The organism is Agromyces sp. PvR057 (assembly GCF_040547485.1).
GTDB lineage: Bacteria > Actinomycetota > Actinomycetes > Actinomycetales > Microbacteriaceae > Agromyces.
In genome coordinates this window covers 1,095,228-1,115,255 of record NZ_JBEPPT010000001.1, presented here as the reverse complement: position 1 = coordinate 1,115,255, position 20,028 = coordinate 1,095,228, and the positions used below count along the sequence as shown (strand labels likewise).

General features: G+C 70.4%; 20 protein-coding genes and 1 tRNA gene. 7 read left to right on the top strand and 14 right to left on the bottom strand.

Annotated features, from left to right (window positions below; genetic code table 11):
• The first annotated feature begins 12 nt into the window (after positions 1-12).
• Both ABIC29_RS04960 and ABIC29_RS04955 read left to right on the top strand, forming a co-directional pair.
• Positions 13-1,797: a sensor histidine kinase gene (locus ABIC29_RS04960; RefSeq protein ID WP_354243257.1), complete on the top strand. Its 1,785-nt coding sequence runs from the start codon at positions 13-15 to the stop codon at positions 1,795-1,797.
• Positions 1,798-1,974: 177 nt separating this feature from the next.
• Positions 1,975-2,265: a WXG100 family type VII secretion target gene (locus ABIC29_RS04955; protein ID WP_116081103.1), complete on the top strand. Its 291-nt coding sequence runs from the start codon at positions 1,975-1,977 to the stop codon at positions 2,263-2,265.
• Between the two features lie 90 nt (positions 2,266-2,355).
• On the opposite strand, the gene groL is transcribed toward ABIC29_RS04955, so the two are convergent.
• From groL to ABIC29_RS04930, 5 genes are all read right to left on the bottom strand, one after another.
• Positions 2,356-3,975, bottom strand: coding sequence for a chaperonin GroEL (gene groL, locus ABIC29_RS04950; RefSeq protein WP_055856291.1), 1,620 nt, complete (start codon positions 3,973-3,975; stop codon positions 2,356-2,358).
• 132 nt (positions 3,976-4,107) lie between these two features.
• Complete coding sequence (locus ABIC29_RS04945) at positions 4,108-5,121, bottom strand: DUF3048 domain-containing protein (protein ID WP_116081102.1); 1,014 nt, start codon at positions 5,119-5,121, stop codon at positions 4,108-4,110.
• Positions 5,122-5,321: 200 nt separating this feature from the next.
• Complete coding sequence (locus tag ABIC29_RS04940) at positions 5,322-5,522, bottom strand: cold-shock protein (RefSeq protein ID WP_116081101.1); 201 nt, start codon at positions 5,520-5,522, stop codon at positions 5,322-5,324.
• Positions 5,523-5,722: 200 nt separating this feature from the next.
• A complete protein-coding gene (locus tag ABIC29_RS04935; RefSeq protein ID WP_158551774.1) occupies positions 5,723-6,148 on the bottom strand; it encodes a LytR C-terminal domain-containing protein in 426 nt (141 codons plus the stop codon).
• A 145-nt stretch (positions 6,149-6,293) separates the two neighbouring features.
• Positions 6,294-6,590: a DUF3263 domain-containing protein gene (locus tag ABIC29_RS04930; RefSeq protein WP_116081099.1), complete on the bottom strand. Its 297-nt coding sequence runs from the start codon at positions 6,588-6,590 to the stop codon at positions 6,294-6,296.
• A 149-nt stretch (positions 6,591-6,739) separates the two neighbouring features.
• Here ABIC29_RS04930 and msrB point away from each other — a divergent pair, with 149 nt between their 5' ends.
• Both msrB and ABIC29_RS04920 read left to right on the top strand, forming a co-directional pair.
• Positions 6,740-7,141: a peptide-methionine (R)-S-oxide reductase MsrB gene (msrB, locus tag ABIC29_RS04925; protein WP_055856275.1), complete on the top strand. Its 402-nt coding sequence runs from the start codon at positions 6,740-6,742 to the stop codon at positions 7,139-7,141.
• A gap of 11 nt (positions 7,142-7,152) precedes the next feature.
• A complete protein-coding gene (locus ABIC29_RS04920) occupies positions 7,153-7,716 on the top strand; it encodes a nitroreductase family protein (protein WP_502915443.1) in 564 nt (187 codons plus the stop codon).
• A gap of 48 nt (positions 7,717-7,764) precedes the next feature.
• On the opposite strand, the gene ABIC29_RS04915 is transcribed toward ABIC29_RS04920, so the two are convergent.
• From ABIC29_RS04915 to ABIC29_RS04905, 3 genes are all read right to left on the bottom strand, one after another.
• Positions 7,765-8,916 carry a DMT family transporter gene (locus tag ABIC29_RS04915; protein ID WP_354243247.1) on the bottom strand — a complete coding sequence of 384 codons (1,152 nt, stop codon included), beginning with the start codon at positions 8,914-8,916 and terminating at the stop codon, positions 7,765-7,767.
• Position 8,917: 1 nt separating this feature from the next.
• Positions 8,918-8,990, bottom strand: a tRNA-Thr gene (locus ABIC29_RS04910).
• Positions 8,991-9,075: 85 nt separating this feature from the next.
• Positions 9,076-10,005, bottom strand: a complete 930-nt coding sequence (locus ABIC29_RS04905) for a thioredoxin domain-containing protein (protein ID WP_116081097.1) — start codon at positions 10,003-10,005, stop codon at positions 9,076-9,078.
• 299 nt (positions 10,006-10,304) lie between these two features.
• On the opposite strand from ABIC29_RS04905, the gene ABIC29_RS04900 reads away from it, so the two are divergent.
• On the top strand, positions 10,305-11,405 hold the full coding sequence (locus tag ABIC29_RS04900; RefSeq protein WP_116082392.1) for an ABC transporter ATP-binding protein: 1,101 nt from the start codon (positions 10,305-10,307) through the stop codon (positions 11,403-11,405).
• A 165-nt stretch (positions 11,406-11,570) separates the two neighbouring features.
• A complete protein-coding gene (locus tag ABIC29_RS04895) occupies positions 11,571-12,890 on the top strand; it encodes a DUF4032 domain-containing protein (protein ID WP_116081096.1) in 1,320 nt (439 codons plus the stop codon).
• A 70-nt stretch (positions 12,891-12,960) separates the two neighbouring features.
• On the opposite strand, the gene rlmB is transcribed toward ABIC29_RS04895, so the two are convergent.
• The 4 genes from rlmB to ABIC29_RS04875 form a co-directional block, all read right to left on the bottom strand.
• A complete protein-coding gene (gene rlmB / locus ABIC29_RS04890) occupies positions 12,961-13,992 on the bottom strand; it encodes a 23S rRNA (guanosine(2251)-2'-O)-methyltransferase RlmB (RefSeq protein WP_116081095.1) in 1,032 nt (343 codons plus the stop codon).
• Positions 13,989-15,398, bottom strand: a complete 1,410-nt coding sequence (gene cysS, locus ABIC29_RS04885; protein WP_354243242.1) for a cysteine--tRNA ligase — start codon at positions 15,396-15,398, stop codon at positions 13,989-13,991. Before cysS ends, rlmB begins: the two co-directional genes overlap by 4 nt.
• 47 nt (positions 15,399-15,445) lie before the next feature.
• A complete protein-coding gene (ispD, locus tag ABIC29_RS04880) occupies positions 15,446-16,759 on the bottom strand; it encodes a 2-C-methyl-D-erythritol 4-phosphate cytidylyltransferase (protein WP_116081093.1) in 1,314 nt (437 codons plus the stop codon).
• Between the two features lie 88 nt (positions 16,760-16,847).
• Positions 16,848-17,330: a CarD family transcriptional regulator gene (locus ABIC29_RS04875; RefSeq protein ID WP_022889889.1), complete on the bottom strand. Its 483-nt coding sequence runs from the start codon at positions 17,328-17,330 to the stop codon at positions 16,848-16,850.
• Between the two features lie 157 nt (positions 17,331-17,487).
• On the opposite strand from ABIC29_RS04875, the gene ABIC29_RS04870 reads away from it, so the two are divergent.
• A complete protein-coding gene (locus ABIC29_RS04870; protein WP_147309127.1) occupies positions 17,488-17,937 on the top strand; it encodes a hypothetical protein in 450 nt (149 codons plus the stop codon).
• Positions 17,938-18,036: 99 nt separating this feature from the next.
• Here ABIC29_RS04870 and ABIC29_RS04865 read toward each other — a convergent pair whose 3' ends face one another.
• Both ABIC29_RS04865 and ABIC29_RS04860 read right to left on the bottom strand, forming a co-directional pair.
• Positions 18,037-18,717 (bottom strand): winged helix-turn-helix domain-containing protein, encoded by a 681-nt coding sequence (locus ABIC29_RS04865; RefSeq protein ID WP_116081091.1) that lies wholly within the window; start codon positions 18,715-18,717, stop codon positions 18,037-18,039.
• Positions 18,718-18,772: 55 nt separating this feature from the next.
• A complete protein-coding gene (locus ABIC29_RS04860; protein WP_116081090.1) occupies positions 18,773-19,987 on the bottom strand; it encodes a sensor histidine kinase in 1,215 nt (404 codons plus the stop codon).
• Positions 19,988-20,028: the final 41 nt, after the last annotated feature.

The window sequence follows — 20,028 nt, the reverse complement described above, 5'->3', positions numbered from 1 at the left end:
ACTCGCCCCGCTATGCATCAGACGATCTCCGAGCGGTGGAACCGCATCTCGCTGCGCACCAAGATCACCGGTGTGACGGTGCTGATGCTGACCCTCGGGCTGCTCGTCTCCGGCATCGGCACGGCCGCGATGCTGCGCTCCTACGTCGAGGACCAGATGTCGGCCAAGCTCGGCGGCATCGCCGGCGGCAGCCTCGACAAGTACTTCGTCGAAGAGAGCGAGTCGGATCTCTCACCCGACAAGGACACGCGCGCGTTCTCCGACAACGACCAGGTGTTCGTCGCGGTCTACGACGCGTCGACCGGCATGCGCGCCGGCACCAACTGGGACGACCGGCCGATCGAGGACCTCCCCCGCATCCCCGAGTCGTTGACGCAGGCCGACGTCAACGCGATGAACGCGCAGAGCTCGGGCAAGTACACCGTGTTCGAGCTCGAGGACGCCGACGGCAACAAGACGTTCCGGGCGGTCACGGCGCTGATGGTCGCCGACCAGCACGGCGTCTACTCGCCGATCATCATCGCGATCTCGTCGAAGGACACCGAGGCGCTCATCGCGGTGTACCTCACGATCTTCCTCGGCTTCGGCATCGGCGTGGTGCTCGTCGGCGCGCTGCTCACCCGGATGCTCGTGACCACCACGTTCACGCCGCTCCGCGAGGTCGAGGCGACCGCAGCGGCGATCGCCGACGGCGACTTCAGCCAGCGCCTCGGCGGCGCGACCCCCAACACCGAGGTCGGTCGGCTCAACCGCTCGCTGAACACCATGCTGAATCGCATCGACCGCGCCTTCCGCGATCGCGCCCGAACCATCGAGCAGATGCGCCGCTTCGTGGGCGACGCCTCGCACGAACTGCGCACCCCGCTCGTCTCGGTGCGCGGCTACGCCGAGCTCTACCGCATGGGCGCCCTGCAGACACCCGACGACGTCGCACAGGCGATGGAGCGCATCGAGAAGGAGGCCATCCGCATGGGCGGCCTCGTCGAGGATCTTCTCGCACTCGCCCGCCTCGACGAGGCGAAGCCGCTCGAACTCGCCGAGGTCGACCTGGTGCCCCTCGCGCGCGACGCCGCCCTCGACGCCATGGCCGCGCATCCGGGTCGCACCATCACCGTCACGACGCCCGACGAGGTCGGCGCACCGGATGCCTCGGCGGCACCGGTCGGCGGGAGAGACGTGGTCGCCGGCACGGAGCCCGAACGCCCGTCGACCGGGGCGATCTCGTTCGCGGGGGCGACGCTCGCACGACTTCGCAATCGCCGTCCGCGCACGACGGAGCCCTCCGCGTCGGGCGGCCGCCGCGTCGTCGCCGTGCCGGCTGACGCCGCAGCCTCCACGAAGGGTGCGCCCGCCTCCGGTGCCGCATCGCGTTCCCCCGAGTCCGCCGGAGGCGGCGCCTCCCGGGCGGTGGTGCTCGCCGAGGAGAACAAGATCCGCCAGGTGATCACGAACCTCATGGGCAACGCGATGCGGTTCACCTCCGACGACAGCCCGGTCGAGATCCGCGTCAGCGCGGATGCCGCGACCGAGCGCGCGATGATCCAGATCGTGGATCACGGCGAGGGGATCCCCCCGCAGATCCGCGAGAAGATCTTCCAGCGGTTCTGGCGAGCCGACACGTCGCGCACACGGGAGACGGGCGGGTCCGGACTCGGTCTCGCGATCGTGTCCTCGATCGTGGCCGCGCACAACGGCGCAGTCGACGTCATCGAGACGCCAGGAGGAGGCGCGACGTTCCGCGTGCTCCTGCCGCTCGCCGGCAGCGCGGCGGCGCCCCAGCCGGTCTCGACGGACTGACGGCGAAAGCCCCGAGCCCCGCTCGCTCGCCCGAGCTCACCGCTCGGCCCGCTCCCGGGGCATGGCTCCTCCCCCTCGTCACCGTTCGGCGCCGCCTGCACAGCCACGGCACTCGCGAACCGATGCCGGTGATGCCCGCCGTACCGTGGCGGCATCAACCGAACGGAAAGGACTCCCATGTCGAGTTACCACGTCGATGCCGGCCAGGTCACGGCCGCGACCCAGACAGTTCAGGGCACCATCGGCCGCATCCAGTCCGAGGTCGCGTCGCTCCTCGGGCAGCTCACCGGCCTGCAGTCCTCGTGGTCGGGTCAGGCCGCGACCGCGTTCCAGGGAGCCGTCTCCGACTGGCGTGCGACGCAACTGCAGGTGGAGCAGAGCCTCGACGGGCTCAACCAGGCACTCGGAGTCGCCGCCGCGCAGTACACCGAGGCCGAACAGGCCAATGCGAGGCTGTTCCTGCGCTGAGCGCGAGCACCGCGCACACGACGAAGGGCGCCTCCGAGAGGAGGCGCCCTTCGCGCTGATCGGGCCGTGACGGCCGGAGATCGGTTCGGACTAGAAGTCCATGCCACCCGTGGGGTCGCCGACCGGAGCCGGGTTCTTCTCGGGCTTGTCGGCGACGACGGCCTCGGTGGTGAGGAACAGGCCGGCGATCGACGCTGCGTTGAGCAGGGCCGAGCGGGTGACCTTCACCGGGTCGTTGATGCCGGCGGCCAGCATGTCGACGTACTCGCCGGTCGCGGCGTTGAGGCCCTGGCCGACGGGGAGGTTGCGCACACGGTCGACCACGACGCCCGGCTCGAGGCCGGCGTTGAGGGCGATCTGCTTGAGCGGGGCGTCGATCGCGACGCGCACGATGTTCGCGCCCGTCGCCTCGTCGCCGGTGAGCTCGAGCTTCTCGAACGCGGTCTTGCCGGCCTGGATGAGGGCGACGCCACCACCGGCGACGATGCCCTCTTCGACGGCGGCCTTCGCGTTGCGCACGGCGTCTTCGATGCGGTGCTTGCGCTCCTTGAGCTCGACCTCGGTGGCCGCACCCGCCTTGATGACGGCGACGCCGCCGGCGAGCTTGGCGAGACGCTCCTGGAGCTTCTCGCGGTCGTAGTCGGAGTCGGTGTTCTCGATCTCGGCGCGGATCTGCGCGACGCGACCGGCGATGCCCTCTTCGTCACCGGCACCCTCGACGATGGTCGTCTCGTCCTTGGTGATGATGACCTTGCGGGCCTGGCCGAGCAGGTCGAGGGTGACGTTCTCGAGCTTGAGGCCGACCTCCTCGGAGATGACCTGGCCGCCGGTGAGGATCGCGATGTCCTGAAGCTGCGCCTTGCGACGGTCGCCGAAGCCGGGGGCCTTGACGGCGACCGACTTGAAGATGCCGCGGATCTTGTTCACGATCAGGGTCGCAAGCGCTTCGCCGTCGACGTCCTCGGCGATGATGAGGAGCTGCTTGCCGGTCTGGATGACCTTGTCGACGATCGGCAGGAGGTCCTTGATGTTCGAGACCTTGCCGTTGACGATCAGGATGTACGGGTCTTCGAAGACCGCTTCCTGGCGCTCGGGGTCGGTGACGAAGTACGCCGACAGGTAGCCCTTGTCGAAGCGCATGCCCTCGGTGAGCTCGAGCTCGGTGCCGAAGGTGTTCGACTCCTCGACGGTGACGACGCCTTCCTTGCCCACCTTGTCGATGGCCTCGGCGATCAGCGCGCCGATCTCGAGGTCGCCGGCGGAGATGGACGCGGTGGCGGCGATCTCCTCCTTGGTCTCGACCTCCTTGGCGTTGGCGACGAGCTCGGCGGTCACAGCAGCGACGGCCTTCTCGATGCCGCGCTTGAGCGAGATGGGGTCGGCGCCTGCGGCGACGTTGCGGAGGCCCTCGCGCACGAGCGCCTGGGCGAGCACGACCGAGGTCGTGGTGCCGTCACCGGCGACGTCGTCGGTCTTCTTGGCGACCTCCTTGACGAGCTCGGCGCCGATCTTCTCGTACGGGTCGTCGAGCTCGATCTCCTTGGCGATCGACACGCCGTCGTTCGTGATGGTGGGAGCGCCCCACTTCTTCTCGAGCACGACGTTGCGACCGCGCGGGCCGAGGGTCACCTTGACCGCGTCGGCGAGCGTGTTGAGGCCACGCTCGAGACCGCGGCGGGCCTCCTCGTTGAAAGCAATGATCTTTGCCATGTGTGTTTCTCGTCCCTTCTCGGACGTCTCAAAGATTCTCGTTAGCACTCGATTCGAATGAGTGCTAAATCAATTCTGGCACTCGACTGCCATGAGTGCAAGCGAGCACCCGCCGGCGCGCAGCCGGTTCGCTCAGGGCGCGAACGACACCGATCCGGTCGCCGGCACGAGCTCGATCCAGGTGTTGCCCGGCGCCAGCAGGAGCGGGTCGCCGCTGTCGGCCGTCAACACGATCGGCGCCGCCTGCGCGCCCTTCGACCAGGTGCCGTGCGCGGTTCGCCCGCCGACCGACACCCACGCCTCGCCCGATCCGATCAGCACGGTCTTCGGCACCTCGCCGTAGCGCCAGTCGATGTCGACCCTCAGGGTCACCACGTTCGCGGCCCGTACCTGCGCCCCCGCGTCGTCGAAGTCGGGTGCGCCCTCCTGCGACCGCAGCCAGGCGGATGCCGCGGCATCCCACGACCACGACGGATACCGCTCCTCCGAGAAGACCTGCGAGATGCCGGAGGTCGGCTGCGCCGCGAAGGCGGGCGCGGAGAGCGGATCGGTGCCGCCGTAGGCGAACTGCACCTGTGGCGGAGCCAGCTCGGCGTTGCGCTCGACGACCTCCGTCGCGTCGAGGATCACGTCGTGCGGGCCGGGCCGTTCGTCGGCACGGGCGAACAGGCCGGTGTCGTCGAAGTCGAAGACGACGTTGACGAGCGGTGTCGCCTGCATCATCTCGACGAACTCCTCCTGGCCTCCGGAGTACGCGATGATGCCGCCGAATGGGGTCGCGATGTCGGGATCCATCGGCCTGATCGACCGCACGGGGCCGATCTCGGCCGGAATGTCCGAGTGCCACACGGCCAGGTACCTCGTGAGCCCGCCCTCGACGAGTTCCTCGAACACGATGTCCGTGCGATTCAGCGCGACCTGCGGGCGCGCCTCCTCATGGTTGTCGATCTTCGCTGCGAGCGACGGATGCTGCATCGCGGCCCACTCGGCGTGGGTTCCGCGCAGTGGCGCGAACGCGACGGCGACGGGGGCGCCGGACTCCCCGACCGGGCGCGAGGCCGCCGTGGGCGTCGGGGCCGCAACGGGCTCGGGTGCGTCGGTGACGGTGCACGCCGAGAGGAGCAGGGCGGAGGCCGCGAGCAGCACGAAACGCGCCTGCCGCCTCCCGGCAGATCCGCGCCGCCTCGCCATGCGCACAGCCAACCACCGTGGACTCGCCGATCGGGTGCGACGCGCCGCGACGCGTTCCCGCTCGATCCCAGACGACCCGACGGGCAGGCGCGGCGCACCTGTGGACGACGATGCGCCGCCGGTGCGAGATCGGCGGCGCATCGTTCACGCGTCTGTCAGGCGGGGCGGACAGCCTCGGCCTGCGGGCCCTTCGAACCGGTGCCGACCTCGAACACGACCGCCTGGCCCTCTTCGAGGACCTTGTAGCCGGCCATGTCGATGGCGGAGTAGTGGACGAACACGTCCTGGCCTCCGTCGACGGTGATGAATCCGTAGCCCTTTTCAGCGTTGAACCACTTGACGGTTCCGTTCGCCATGCGTTGCTCCCATATAGCTGTGTGTCGATCAGCACGTGCATGTCGCCTGTACCGGGCCCCCCTTCGTGCTGGACCTGTGGTGGTACCGGGCGTTCACACGGGTTCGAGCGACCAATTCCAGATACTAATGACGGAGACGCGGCGAAGAGAAGGGGTGAAACGCAACGAAATGTCGCGGAATGGCAACGATTCGCGCGATCTCAGCCTGCGACGGTCGCGGCGTAGGCCGAGCCGACGACCAGCACGAGCGGCGTGCCGATCTCGCCGAACTTCGCGTCGAGGCGTACGTCGGCCCCGGGGATCGCCTGCGCGACGCCGCGCGCGGCGCCCTCGAGGTCGGCGGTGGCGTAGTACACGACCGACTCCGTGAGGTCGCTCTCGCTCGCGTTCGCGGTCGCGCCGACCGGGATGCCCGCGGCGGTGAGGGCGTCGGCCGCGGTCGCCGCGAGCCCCGCCGTGTCGGTGCCGTTGAGCACGGTCACGGGAACGTCGGGCGCGATCGTCGGCTCCGCGGTCACCACGGGCGCGGCCGAGGGCGACGGCGCTGCCTCGGAGAAGTCGAGGCGATCGTTCGCGACGACGACCACCGTGATGCCGAGTCCGGTGAGCACGAGGGTGGCGAGCACCGCCCACCCGAATGCGATCCACCGGGCCCCGCTCCGCTGCGGCGCGCGATGGGCCCCGACACGCTCGATCCCGTGCGGGATGGTGTCGAATCGATCTCGAGGGGAGTTCTGCGCCATGGGTCCAGTCGTCGGTGTCGGGGCCTGCTCAGTCGAGCGTGCGGCCGTTCGAGAGGGAGCGGCGTGCGCGGGTCGCAGCCCGTGCATCGCGCATACGCTGCAGGCGCTTGACCAGCATGGGGTCGTGCCGGAGCGCCGCCGGCGAGTCGATCAACTCTCCGAGGATCCGATAGTAACGGGCGGCCGACATGTCGAACTCATCGCGGATTCCTGCGGCCTTCACGCCCGGCTGCTGCCAGGCGTGCGCCTCGAAGGCGAGCACGCGCAGCGCGAGATCGTCGAGCGGCGCGTTCGGGCCGTTGCGCGCGGTCTCCCCGACGCTCATCGTGCACCTCCCGCCGGCGACGGCGTCACCTTCGGGTGACATCCTAGGGATGCCTCGCCGTGAGGGTGCCGAGCATCGGCGGCGTGTGTGCGCGCCGACGCGGCCGACCTGAGACGATGGAGGCATCCGCAGTGCTGAAAGGGAACCCCATGGCGTATCAGGTCGAGAAGTCCGACGACGAGTGGCGCGAGCAGCTCGGCGACGAGCAGTTCCAGGTGCTGCGCGAGGCCGCGACCGAACGCCCGTGGACGGGCGAGCTGCTCGATGAGGAGCGCGCCGGCGTCTACGCCTGCGCCGCGTGCGGCTCCGAGCTGTTCAAGAGCGGCACCAAGTTCGACTCGGGCTGCGGCTGGCCGAGCTTCTACGAGTCCGTTCGCCCCGAGGCGGTCCAGCTCATCGAGGACACCTCGCTCGGCATGGTGCGCACCGAGGTTCGCTGCGCGAACTGCGGCTCGCACCTCGGGCACGTGTTCCCCGACGGCTTCGGCACTCCCACGGGCGACCGCTACTGCATGAACTCGATCGCGCTCGACTTCACGCCCGAGTCCTGACCGTGCGGCCCGTGCTCGACGCGGCGCGCGGGCGCCGGTCGGTCTCGAGGGTGACGGATGCCGCACCCGACGACGCCGAGCTCGTCGAGCTGCTCGGGGCCGCGGGTCGCGTCGCCGACCATGCCGCCCTGCGCCCGTGGCGGGTCATCGCGCTGCGCGGCACGGCACGCGAACGACTCGGAGCGGCGCTCGCCGAGGCGTCGGGGCTCGAGGCGTCCGATCCTCGCGGTGCCGCCAAGCTCGCTGCGAAGCCGCTGCGGGCGCCGCTGCTGCTCGCGGTCGTCGCGGTGCGCACGCCGGATCATCCCAAGGTTCCCGAATGGGAGCAGGATGCCGCGGCCGCCGGGGTCGCACACCTGCTCAGCCTGCTGCTCGACGAGGCCGGCTGGGGCGTGATGTGGCGCACGGGACCGCACACGCGGCATTCGGCGGTCGCCTCGGCGCATGAACTCGGCGAGCACGAGGCCATGCTCGGGTGGCTCTACGTCGGGGGACGGCCGACGGGCTGGCGCGCGGAGCGTCGCACGCCGAGCGACGCCTCCACGAGGCTCACCACCCTGCCGTCGCGCGCCTGAGCCCTCACGACCAGGGAGTCGCCCGCCGCGGGCCGGGGCACGCGACGTTCAGGAGCCGGAGCCGCCCGGCGCGGCCGGCCGGGCCGAGTGCCGACTGCGCGTCCAGCGGGTGCTCGCGATGACGACGGCGATCAGGGCGAGCGCCGCACCGCCGATGGTGGCGACGTCGACGGCCTGATCGCCGACCGGCACCAGCAGGTCGAGCGCGAGCGCCGCGGTCAACTGGCCGGCGACGCCGGCGAGGGCGAGCACCAGGACGCCGATGATGCGGACGACCACGGCCTGCACGGCGATGAACACGCATCCGATCATGCCGCCCGTGTACAGCCAGGCCTCGGCGGGCAGCTCGGTCGGCCAGCCGACGATCGAGGAGTGCACGACCATGACGATCACGAGCACCGTCGTGCCGACGGCGAAGTTCACGAGCGTCGACGTGAGCGCGCTCGACGCCGCGACGCGGACGCGGCCGTTCACCGCCTGCTGCCAGGCCGAGCCGAAGCCCGCCGTGAGGGGCAGGAGCACGAGCAGCACCGGGGCCGCGCCGCCGAGCTCCGACGAGAGCGTCCAGGTCACCGCCTCGAGCGCGAGCACTGCGCCGATGGCGCGGGTCGCGGTCAGCGGGCGCCGCCCGGCCGGGCCGAGGCCGACCAGGTCGAACACCACGCCGCCGACGGTCTGCCCCGCCACGATCGACACCGTGAAGAGGGCGACGCCGATGACGCCGGCCGACAGGCCCTGCGTCGCAACGAACCACGCGCCGGCGACGCCACCCAGCAGCATCCACCAGCTCAGGCGCCCGGCACGGACCTCGGACACGATGCCCACGACGCCCGCGCGCCCCGGTTTCCACAACGCGAGCGCCACGAGCAGGATCGCGAATCCGCTGCCGAACGAGATGGCCGCGGCCGTATAGGGGTCGCCGATCGACGCCGAGAGCTGCCCGTTCACCCTGGACTGCACGGCCGTGAGCGCGCCGCCGATCGCGGCCAGCGCGATCGCGATCCACGCGGGCATGGTCCGCGGCTCGAGGTGGGCGTGCCGATGGGCTGGCTCGACGTGGGTCGGCTGCGCATGCGTCGCCTGCTCGTGCGTCGTCGTGCCGTCGCCCGGCGTCGGAGCACCGGTGGAGCCGACCCCGTCGAACGGCCCGGCGGCGTCTGCGGACGCGGCGGAACCCGGGGTTTGGGCGTCTTCAGTCAAGTGCCGGCTGCGGGACTCGAACCCGCAACCCCCGCTTTACAAGAGCGGTGCGCTACCAATTGCGCCAAGCCGGCGAGGCGAACCTCGGGCCATCTTATCGACGACCGGCACACCGACCGCGCGGCGGAACCCGGAACGGGCTCCGCCGCGCGGACCGACTCACTGGGCCGGAGTCGGGGTGGGCGTCGGAGTCGGGGTCGACTCCGCGTCATTGAAGGTCGCGCTCGTGGCCTGCACGACGAACGACTGGAACTCCTGCGCGTCGGTGAGCGAGCCGCTGTACTGCTGGCCGTTCACGAGCACGGTCGGCGTGCCCGTCACCGACGGGAGGTCGGAGTTCGGGATCGGGCCCGTGAGCGCCCGCGTCGTGGCATCCTGCACCCATGCCTTGAACCGCACGTCGTCGATGCACGCCCCGACCGAGGAGGCGGCGCCGGCATCGGTCGCGAGCTTCTTCAGGTCGGAGTTGTCAAGGCCGACCGTGCCCTCTTCAGGCTGGTTCTCGAAGAGCAGGGCGTTGTAGTCGAAGAACGCCTCCGGCGAGAGATCGGCGACGCACGCGGCCGCGTTCGCGGCGCGGAGCGAGTACTGGGTGCCGGCCGACTTGTTCGTCAGGATCGCGATCGGGTGGATCTCGAGGGTGGCGGCGCCCGACTCGACCATCGTTCGCATCGCCTCGGAGTTCGTCGTCTCGAACTGCCCGCAGAAGGGACAGAGGTAATCGATGTAGGTCACGATGTTCGCGACCGTGCCGCTGTCGTCGGGAACGGTCGCCGTCGGCTCCCCGCCCGCCTCGATGGCGGGCGTCTCGACGGCCGTGATGGCACCGTCGTCGCCCGCGACGAGGAGGATCCCGTCGCTGGCCATGTTCGCCGGGCCGGGGCCTGCGGGCTTGATGCTGTTGAAGATGAGCCAGCCGACGAGGGCGGCCACGAGCAGCACGGCGACGATGACACCGCCCTGGATCAGGACCTTGTTGCGCTTGTCGCGCTTCTTCTGCTCCTCGCGAAGGACACGCGCCTTCTCTCGCGCCGCCTCCCGGCGTTCGTTGCGGGAGGCACGTGGCTCATTGGATCCGACGTTGGTCATCGATGGTCACTCCGGGTCGCTGTGTGGGCGCGCGCGTACTGCGAACGCACCCACGATAGTAGGAACGGTGGCTGGGAATCAGCCACACGAGCACCCACGGCGGGCGTGCGGCCCCCGTTCGGTGGGCATTCAGCCCGCACGCGGCGCGCTCGCAGGCGTCCTCCACGAGCGGATGCCGGCGGCCGGCGCCGAATCGGCCGTGCGCCTCGCGCATGCAATACTGAAGAGGCGTCGACGATGACGCAGTCCATCACTACGGATCGTCCGGCACGTACCTGCCGGTGAAGGAGAAGAACACCATGGCGTCAGTCACGTTCGACAAGGCCACCCGCCTCTACCCCGGCGGCACCCGTCCGGCCGTCGACCAGCTCGACCTCGATGTGGCAGACGGCGAGTTCCTCGTGCTCGTCGGCCCCTCTGGTTGCGGCAAGTCCACGTCGCTCCGCATGCTCGCCGGCCTCGAAGAGGTCAACGACGGCAACATCTTCATCGGCGACCGCAACGTCACCGACGTGCCGCCGAAGGACCGCGACATCGCGATGGTCTTCCAGAACTACGCGCTCTACCCGCACATGACCGTGGCCGAGAACATGGGCTTCGCGCTCAAGATCGCCGGCGTCGGCAAGGAGGAGCGCGCCGCTCGCGTGCTCGAGGCGGCCAAGCTCCTCGACCTCGAGCCCTACCTGAGCCGCAAGCCGAAGGCCCTCTCGGGCGGCCAGCGTCAGCGTGTCGCCATGGGCCGCGCGATCGTGCGCCAGCCCCAGGTCTTCCTCATGGACGAGCCGCTGTCGAACCTCGACGCCAAGCTCCGCGTGCAGACCCGCACCCAGATCGCGTCGCTCCAGCGCCGCCTCGGCGTCACCACGGTCTACGTCACGCACGACCAGACCGAGGCGCTCACCATGGGCGACCGCATCGCCGTGCTGAAGGACGGCCTGCTGCAGCAGGTCGGCACCCCGCGCGACCTGTACGAGAAGCCGCAGAACGTCTTCGTCGCCGGCTTCATCGGCTCGCCCGCGATGAACCTGTTCCACGCGGACCTCGTCGAGGGCGGCGTGCTCTTCGGCACCGCCACGGTTCCGGTCGACCGCGATGTGCTCGCCGAGGCTTCGGCCAAGAGCGCGACCATCGGCGTGCGCCCCGAGGACATCACCGTCTCGGCGGTCCAGGGCGAAGGCCTCGCGGTCGACGTCGACCTCGTCGAGGAGCTCGGCGCCGACGGCTACCTCTACGGCCACTCCACGGTCGAGGGCAAGCGCACCGACATCGTCGCCCGTGTCGACGGCCGCAGCCACCCGAACGCCGGCGACCGCGTGTACCTCACGGCCACGCCGAACCACGTGCACCTCTTCGACATCGAGTCGGGCCTGCGCCTCAGCAACAAGGCCGTCGTCGCCTGACGACACCGCACTGCGATCGAAGCCGGTCGGGCCCGTGGCCCGGCCGGCTTCGGCGTTTCCGGGGGCGTGCGCCACGGCATCCGCTCACCCCGGCAGCGAGCGACCGGTGCCGACCACCGACCGCGGTTCTGCAGGCGACCGCTCGCCCGGCTACGCTGAACCACGATGAGCGGCTCACTTTCGATCACATCGGCCACGACCGATCCGGCTCTGCTCGACCTGCCGTGGCACCTGCCGCTCGAGGCCTGGCCCAACGAGAACATCGCGGCCCTGCCCAAGGGCATCTCGCGGCACCTCGTTCGCTTCGCGCACCTCGCCGGCCACGTCGTCGCGATCAAGGAGACGACGGCCGACATGGCCCGCGGCGAGTACGAGATGCTGCGCACGCTGCAGCGGCTCGAGATCCCGTGCGTCGAGCCGGTCGCGGTCATCACCAACCGCACCGATGCCGAGGGCGATCCGCTGAAGCCCGTGCTCGTCACGCGGCACCTGCGGTTCTCGCTGCCGTACCGGGCCCTGTTCTCGCAGACGTTGCGCCCCGACACCGCGACCAGGCTCGTCGACGCCCTGGCGCTGCTGCTCGTGCGCCTGCACATCATCGGCTTCTTCTGGGGCGACGTCTCGCTCTCGAACACGCTGTTCCGCCGGGATGCCGGCGCGTTCGCGGCGTACCTCGTCGACGCCGAGACCGGCAAGCTCTACGAGGGCGGCCTGTCGAACGGCCAGCGCGAGAACGACCTCGAGATCGCCAGGGTGAACATCGCCGGCGAGCTGCTCGACCTCGAGGCCGGCGGCCGCGTGGCCGACGAGCTCGACCCCGTGCGCATCTCGAACGGCATCGTCGACGCCTACCGCAGCCTGTGGAACGAGCTCACGGGCTCCGAATCGTTCTCGTCGGCCGAGCGCTGGCGCATCAACGAACGCGTCAGCCGTCTGAACAAGCTCGGGTTCGACATCGAGGAGCTCGCGATCCGCACCGACGCCCAGGGCACGACGGTGCGCATCCAGCCGAAGGTCGTCGACGCCGGCCACCATCAGCGACGCCTGCTCCGGCTGACCGGACTCGACGCCGGCGAGAACCAGGCCAGGCGGCTGCTCAACGACCTCGACTCCTACCGCGTCACGTACGGCAAGGGCGACCTCGACGAGGAGATGGTGGCCCACGAGTGGCTGGTCCGCGTCTTCGAGCCCGTGGTGCGCGCGATCCCGACCGACCTGCGTGGCAAGCTCGAGCCCGCCGAGGTCTTCCACCAGCTGCTCGAGCACCGCTGGTACCTCGCGCAGCAGGTCGGCCACGACATCCCGCTCGCCGAGGCCGTGGCGTCGTACATCAACAGCGTGCTGCGCCATCGCCGCGACGAGGCGACCGTGATCGGACCGACGACCGGCACGATCACGACATCGATCGATGTCGTGCCGCTCGACACGTCGGCCGTCGCGGTCGTCGACCCCGACGACGACGACGACTGGCGCCTGAAGGTCTGATCGACGGAGAAGGGGGCCTCCAGGTCGGAGGCCCCCTTCTCGTCCGGCTCCCGCCGGCGCCGCTCGCCGCCTACTTCTCGGCGCGGAGCTTCGAGATCTCGTAGAGCGTGACGGATGCCGCGATGCCCGCGTTCAGCGACTCGGTCGCCGCGCTGATCGGGATCGAGACGATCGCGTCGCAGGTCTCGGCGACGAGGCGCGAGAGGCCCTTGCCCTCGCTGCCGACGACGACCACGATGGGACGCTCGGCCCACGAGAGGCCGGGCAGCGACACGTCGCCGTCGCCGTCGAGTCCGAGCACGAACACGCCTCGCTCCTTCAGCGCCTTGAGCGTCTGGGTGAGGTTCGGGGCCATCGCGACGGGGATGCGCGCGGCCGCACCCGCGGAGGTCTTCCAGGCGCCGGCATTGACGCCGACCGAGCGACGCTGCGGCACGATCACGCCGTGCCCGCCGAACGCGGCGGTCGAACGGATGATGGCACCGAGGTTGCGCGCGTCGGTGATGCCGTCGAGCGCGACGAACAGCGGAGTCTCGTCGCGCGCGATGACCTCGTCGAGGAGCTCGATGGGGTGCGCGTACTCGTACGGGGGCACCTTGAGCGCGAGGCCCTGGTGCACGCCGCCCTCGCCTGCGAGGCGGTCGAGCTCGGGGCGCATGACCTCGAGGATCGGGAGCCCGCGGTTGGTGGCGATCTTCATCGCCTCCTTCACGCGGTCGTCCATCTCGATGCGTGCGGCGACGTAGAGCGTCGTCGCGGGGATGCGGGTACGGAGCGCCTCGACGACCGAGTTGCGGCCGGTCACGATCTCGGACTCGTCGCCCGACTTCGAACGGCGTGATGCGCCGGAGGCTCCACGCGGTGCGCCCGGGCGGCCACCGCCCTGCCCGGCGACCTTGGCGCCCGGCTTGCCCTTGCCGCCGGACGCGGCGTAGCGGTCTTGCGCCGCCTTGCGCTTGCCTGCCGGGTGCCAGGCGCGATCTTCGGCCTTCGGAGTCGGACCCTTGCCCTCGAGCGCCTGGCGCCCCTGGCCTCCGGACCCGACCTGCTTGCTCTTGCCCTTGCGCACGGCTCCGGCGCGCGGCTTGCTGCTGCCCTTCATGATTCCAAGCTCCAATGTGTGCCGGTCTGGCTGTCTTCGATGGTGATGCCCGCCGACGAGAGTTCGTCGCGGATGCGGTCTGCGGCAGCGAAGTCCTTTGCTGCACGTGCCGCCTGGCGATCCTCGATGAGTCTGGTCACGAGGGTGTCGAGGGCGGATGCCGCGGGCGCGGCATCCGGGCTCCACTCGGCGTCGCGGGGGTCGATGCCGAGCACGCCCGCCATGGCGGCGACCTGCCCGTGCAGCGCCGCGGCGTCGTGGAGTTCGTCGGAGTCGAGCGCCTGGTTGCCGGCGCGGACGGTGTCGTGCAGCACGGCGATCGCCTGGGGCACGCCGAGGTCGTCGTCCATGGCCTCGCCGAACGCGTCGGGGATGACCGGGGCGCCCACGCCCTCGTAGCGCGTGCCCGCGAGGCGGCGCTCGACGCGTTCGAGGAAGGTGCGGATGCGGTCGACGGCCGCCTCGGCCTCGGCGAGCGAGGTGGGCGAGTAGTCGAGCGTCGAGCGGTAGTGCGCCGCGCCGAGCAGGTAGCGCACGGCGAGCGGGGAGGCGAGCTCGAGCAGCTCGGCGGCGAAGACCGAGTTGCCGAGCGACTTGGACATCTTCTGCCCGCCGGTGTTCACGAGCCCGTTGTGCACCCAGTAGCGGGCGTACGCGTCGCCCGCCGCATTGGACTGCGCGAGCTCGTTCTCGTGGTGCGGGAACCGCAGGTCGAGTCCGCCGCCGTGGATGTCGAACTCGGTGCCGAGGTAGCGGGTGGCCATGGCCGAGCACTCGATGTGCCAGCCGGGCCGACCGTCGCCCCACGGCGACGCCCACGACGCGGACTCCGGTTCGTCGGCCTTGCGGCCCTTCCAGAGCGCGAAGTCGCGGGGGTCCCGCTTGCCGCGCGGGTCGGCGTCGGCGGCGGCCTCCATGTTGTCGCGCGCCTGCCGCGTGAGCTCGCCGTAGGCCGGCCAGCTCGCGGTGTCGAAGTAGACGTCGCCCGAGGCATCCGGAGCCGCATAGGCGTGGCCGCGCTCGATGAGCCTCGCGATGAGCTGCTGCATCTGCTGCACGCTCGCGGTCGCACGGGGCTCGTAGGTGGGGGGCAGGATGCCGAGCGACGTGTAGGCGGCCTGGAACTCGAGCTCGATGCGGTACGCCAGCGCCCACCACTGCTCGCCCGTCGCGGCGTCGAGGATCTTGTCGTCGATGTCGGTGACGTTGCGCACGAAGGCCACGTCGTAGCCGCGGTACGAGAACCACCGGCGCAGGATGTCGTAGACGAGGGCGCTGCGCAGGTGCCCGATGTGCGGGCTCGACTGCACGGTCGGACCGCAGACGTACATGCCGACGTGTCCCTCATGCAGGGGCACGAAGTCACGCAGGGCCTGGGCCTTCGAATCGTAGAGTCGCACGGTCACCCGGCAAGCCTACCGGCGCGCGGCTGAGCGCCCGATCGGCGCCCCGATCAGGTCGTGGAGAGCAGTGCCGTCGCGAGCGCCGAGACGCCCTCGCCCCGGCCCGTGAACCCGAGTCCGTCGGTCGTGGTGGCGGCGACCGACACGGGCGCTCCCAGCAGGGCCGACAGCAGCGCCTCGGCCTCCCCGCGGCGCGGGGCGAGCTTCGGCCGGTTGCCGACGACCTGCACGGTCACGTTCGCGATGCGGAATCCGGATGCCTCGACGAGTCGACGCGTCTCGGTGAGGAACACCTCGCCGTGCGCCGCGGCGAACCGCGGATCGGCGGTGCCGAAGATCGTGCCGACGTCGCCGAGCCCGGCGGCCGCGAGCAGGGCGTCGCAGATCGCGTGGGCCGCGGCATCGCCGTCGGAATGCCCGGAGAGGCCGCGCTCCCCCGGCCATTCGAGGCCAGCGAGCCAGAGCGGGGTCGAGGGGTCGGCGTCGAAGGCGTGCACGTCGACGCCGGTGCCGATGCGGTGGGCTGGGGCACCGGTCCCGCCCGCCGCACCCGTGGCGTCGGCCGGGTCGGGCTCCCCGGCCGGTTCGCGATCGGGTTCCCCGGCCGGAGCGGTCGCCACGACGGGCGCCCGGTCCGGCTCGGACCCCCGCTCGTCGCGGACCTGGCGCTCGTCACGCATCTGCTGCTCGGCGCGGCGAAGGTCTTCGGGAACCGTGATCTTGAAGGCGCGGGCGTCGCCGGGCACGAGGTCGACCGTGAGTCCGGCCGCGGCCGCGATCGCGGCGTCGTCGGTGTACTCGAACGTCGGATCCGCCGCGGCGAAGGCGGCGTCGAGGTCCTCGCGCGGGAACCCCTGCGGCGTCTGCACCGCCGCGAGGGTCGAACGATCGACCGTCTCGACGACGTGATGGCCCGCCGTGATGCGCTTGATCGTGTCGACTACGGGCAGGCCCGGCACGATGCCGTGGCCTCGCGAACGGACCGCGGCGGCGACCTCGTCGAACACGAGCGAGGGGGTCAGCGGTCGGGCCGCATCGTGCACGAGCACGGTGTCGACGATGCGCGGCAGCACGGCGAGCCCGGCCTCGACGGAACCCTGTCGCGAGTCGGCGCCGGGCACGACGTCGAAGGGCGCGGATGCCGCGGCCGCGACCTCCGCGTACCGTTCACGCACCTCGGCGACCCGGTCGCCCGGTGCCACGATGACGACGTGCGGCGTCTCGCGCATGCCGAGCACGGCGTCGAGCGCCACGCCGAGGATGGTCGAACCGCCCAAGGGCACGAGGGCCTTGGGCTCCGCGTGGCCGAGGCGCGTGCCGCTGCCCGCGGCGACCAGGATGACGGCGACCGTCGACGAACTCATGGCTCGAGCCTAGCCAGCATCGCGGCACGACGGCTGGAGGACAGCACAACGGCATCGCGCCCCCGGAGGGACGCGATGCCGGGAGTCGCTAGGAGGCGAGGACCTCGTCGAGGACCGTCGAAGCGGCCTCCTCGTCGGTCTTCTCCGCGAGTGCGAGTTCGGAGATGAGAATCTGCCGCGCCTTGGCGAGCATGCGCTTCTCACCCGCGGACAGGCCGCGGTCCTGATCGCGCCGCCACAGGTCGCGCACCACTTCGGAGACCTTGATCACATCGCCGGAGGCGAGTTTCTCGAGGTTCGCCTTGTAGCGACGAGACCAGTTCGTGGGCTCCTCGGTGAACGGTGCACGAAGCACCTCGAAGACCTTGTCGAGGCCCTCCTTGCCGATGACGTCTCGAACACCGACCAGGTCGACGTTCTCTGCGGGCACCTCGATGACGAGATCACCCTGCGTGACGTTCAGCTTGAGGTAGAGCTTCTCCTCACCCTTGATGATGCGCTTCTTCACCTCGGTGATTGTTGCGGCGCCGTGATGCGGGTATACGACGGTTTCGCCAACCTCAAAAAGCATGAATATATGTCCTTCCGGCAACTTTCAGGATATCACATTCGCGTTCGTGCTAAAGTTCCGCCGCTCGCTCGCCGGCTGCGCGGCGCCGTTGCGCTACACTCGGATTCGATTCCGTGCGCGTCCAGAACGGTCGCGCACGCCCGTACTTGGAGGTTCTGTGAAGGCGCGTCTCGCGGCATCCGCTGTTCTGGCTCTGGGTCTCGCCATCGGCGCGACCGGCTGCTCGATGGTCACCTACCAGGCGACGACCGAGCACTACGATGCGAGCGACGGCGTCTCGATCACGGTCGGCGAGCTCGACCTCCGCAACATCCTCGTCGTGAGCGAAGACGGCACCGACGGCAACCTCGTGATGACCGTCGTCAACACCGGCGAAGACGACCAGACGCTCAAGATCACGGCGGGCTCGACCACGCAGGAGCTCGAGGTCGACGCCAACGAGACCGTCGTGCTCGGCGGCGAGGAGACCGAGCCGCTGCTGCTCGAGGGCATCGACGCCGAGGTCGGCGGACTGACCCCGATCTTCTTCCAGTACGCGAGCGAAGAGGGCATCGAGAAAGAGGTCCCCGTGCTCGACGACCGCCTCTACGAGGGCCTCGCCCCGTAACTCAGGGCTCGCGCCGGCCTCTCCAGGTCCGACGACCGACACGAAACGGCTCCCGCCTCGGCGGGAGCCGTTCGCATTCCCGGCCGCGGCCGTGCCGGATCACGCCTCGAAGCGGTAGCCCAGTCCTCGCACGGTCACGAGCTGCACAGGCTCCGACGGCTGCTTCTCGATCTTCGAGCGGATGCGCTTGATGTGGACGTCGAGCGTCTTCGTGTCGCCGAAGTAGTCGGAGCCCCACACCCGGTCGATGAGCTGTCCGCGGGTCAGCACGCGACCCGGATTGCGCATGAGCAGCTCGAGCAGCTCGAACTCCTTCAACGGCATGGGCACCGCCTCGCCGTCGACCTCGACCGTGTGCCGGTCGACGTCCATGCGCACGCGCCCGCCCTCGATCAGCGAGTCGTCGAAGTCGTCGGCGTCGATGCGGCGGCGGAGCACCGCCCGGATCCGCGCGAGCAGCTCGCGCGTCGAGTACGGCTTCGTCACGTAGTCGTCGGCACCGAGCTCGAGGCCCACGACGATGTCGATCTCGGAGTCCTTCGCCGTCAGCATGATGATCGGGACGTTGGAGCGGGACCTGATCTCACGGCACACCTCGGTTCCGGGAAGCCCGGGAAGCATCAGGTCGAGCAGCAGCAGGTCGGCGCCGCCGCGGTCGAACGCCGCGATCGCCGACGGGCCGTCGGCCGCGACCTCGATCTCGTACCCCTCGCGTTCGAGCAGGAAGCTCAGCGGGTCGCTCAGCGCGATCTCGTCCTCGACGAGCAGGATGCGGGTCACAGGGTGTCTCCTCGATCAGGAACGGCGTCGCGCGCCGCCCCGGTGGTGGTGTCGGTCATCGGACGGGGTGCGACGCGCGCCCCGGTTGCGGCGCGGCGGCGAGCTCGGCCGGCGAAGGGCCGCCCGCGGCATCCGTCGCCGGAATGGGCGGTTGGGCGAGCGGCAGCCGGATCGTGAAGGTCGAGCCGCGCTCGGGGGTGGACCAGACGCGCACGTCGCCGCCGTGGTTCTGCACCGTGTGCTTGACGATGCTCAGGCCGAGTCCCGAACCGCCCGTGTTGCGCGAGCGCGCCTGGTCGACCCGGAAGAAGCGCTCGAAGACGCGATCGAGGTCGTCGTGCTGGATGCCGATGCCCTGGTCGGTGACCGAGATCTCGACCGTGTCGCCCGAGACCTTGACGCCGACCCCGACCCTGCCGCCCTCGCTCGAGTACGCGATCGCGTTCGAGAGGAGGTTGTGCACGGCCACCACGAGGAGCGGCCGGTCGCCGTACACCTTCGCCTTGCTCGACGTCCGCGCGGCGATCGCGACACGCTTGGCGGTCGCGACGATGCGGTTCTGGTCGACCGCTTCGGCGACGACCTCGCCGATGTCGACGAGCACGTCGGGCCGGAGCGCGTCACGTGCCTGCAGTCGGGAGAGCTCGATGACCTCGCTCGTGATGTGCGCGAGACGGGCGGCCTCGGTCGACAGCCGGCCGGCGAAGCGGCGCACCTGGTCGGGCTCGTCGGCAGCCTGGTCGAGGGCCTCGGCGAGGAGGCTCACCGACGCGATCGGGGTCTTCAGCTCGTGCGAGATGTTCGCGACGAAGTCACGGCGCACCTCGTCGAGCCGGTACGACTCGGTGCGGTCGTCGGCGAGCAGCAGCACGAATCGCGTGCCGAGCCTGGCCACGAGCACCCGCAGGCGCATCGTCGAGTCGCCGTACGGTCCGCGCGCGAGCGTGAACTCGTCGGCGATCGTCTCGCCAGAGCGCCGAACGGATGCCGCGAGCTCGAGCAGGCCGGGATGCACGAGCGCGCTGCCGCGCACGAGTCCGAGCGAGAGCGCGCCGGGCGAGGCCTTCAACACGTTGTTCGACGGATCGAGCACGATGCCGGCGGACTCGAGCACGTCGAGCACCTGCTCGACGCCGTCGGGGATGGTGGGTGCGATGACCTGCGCCGCGCGCGCGCCGCGTCGCTCGGCCATGTACAGCAGGAGGAGGAAGCCGGCCCCGAGGAACGCACCGAGAGCCAGCGCACCGAGGACCAGCCAGATGGAGTCCATGTTCAGTAGCGTAACCACACCCCGTCGTCCCGAATCCCGAT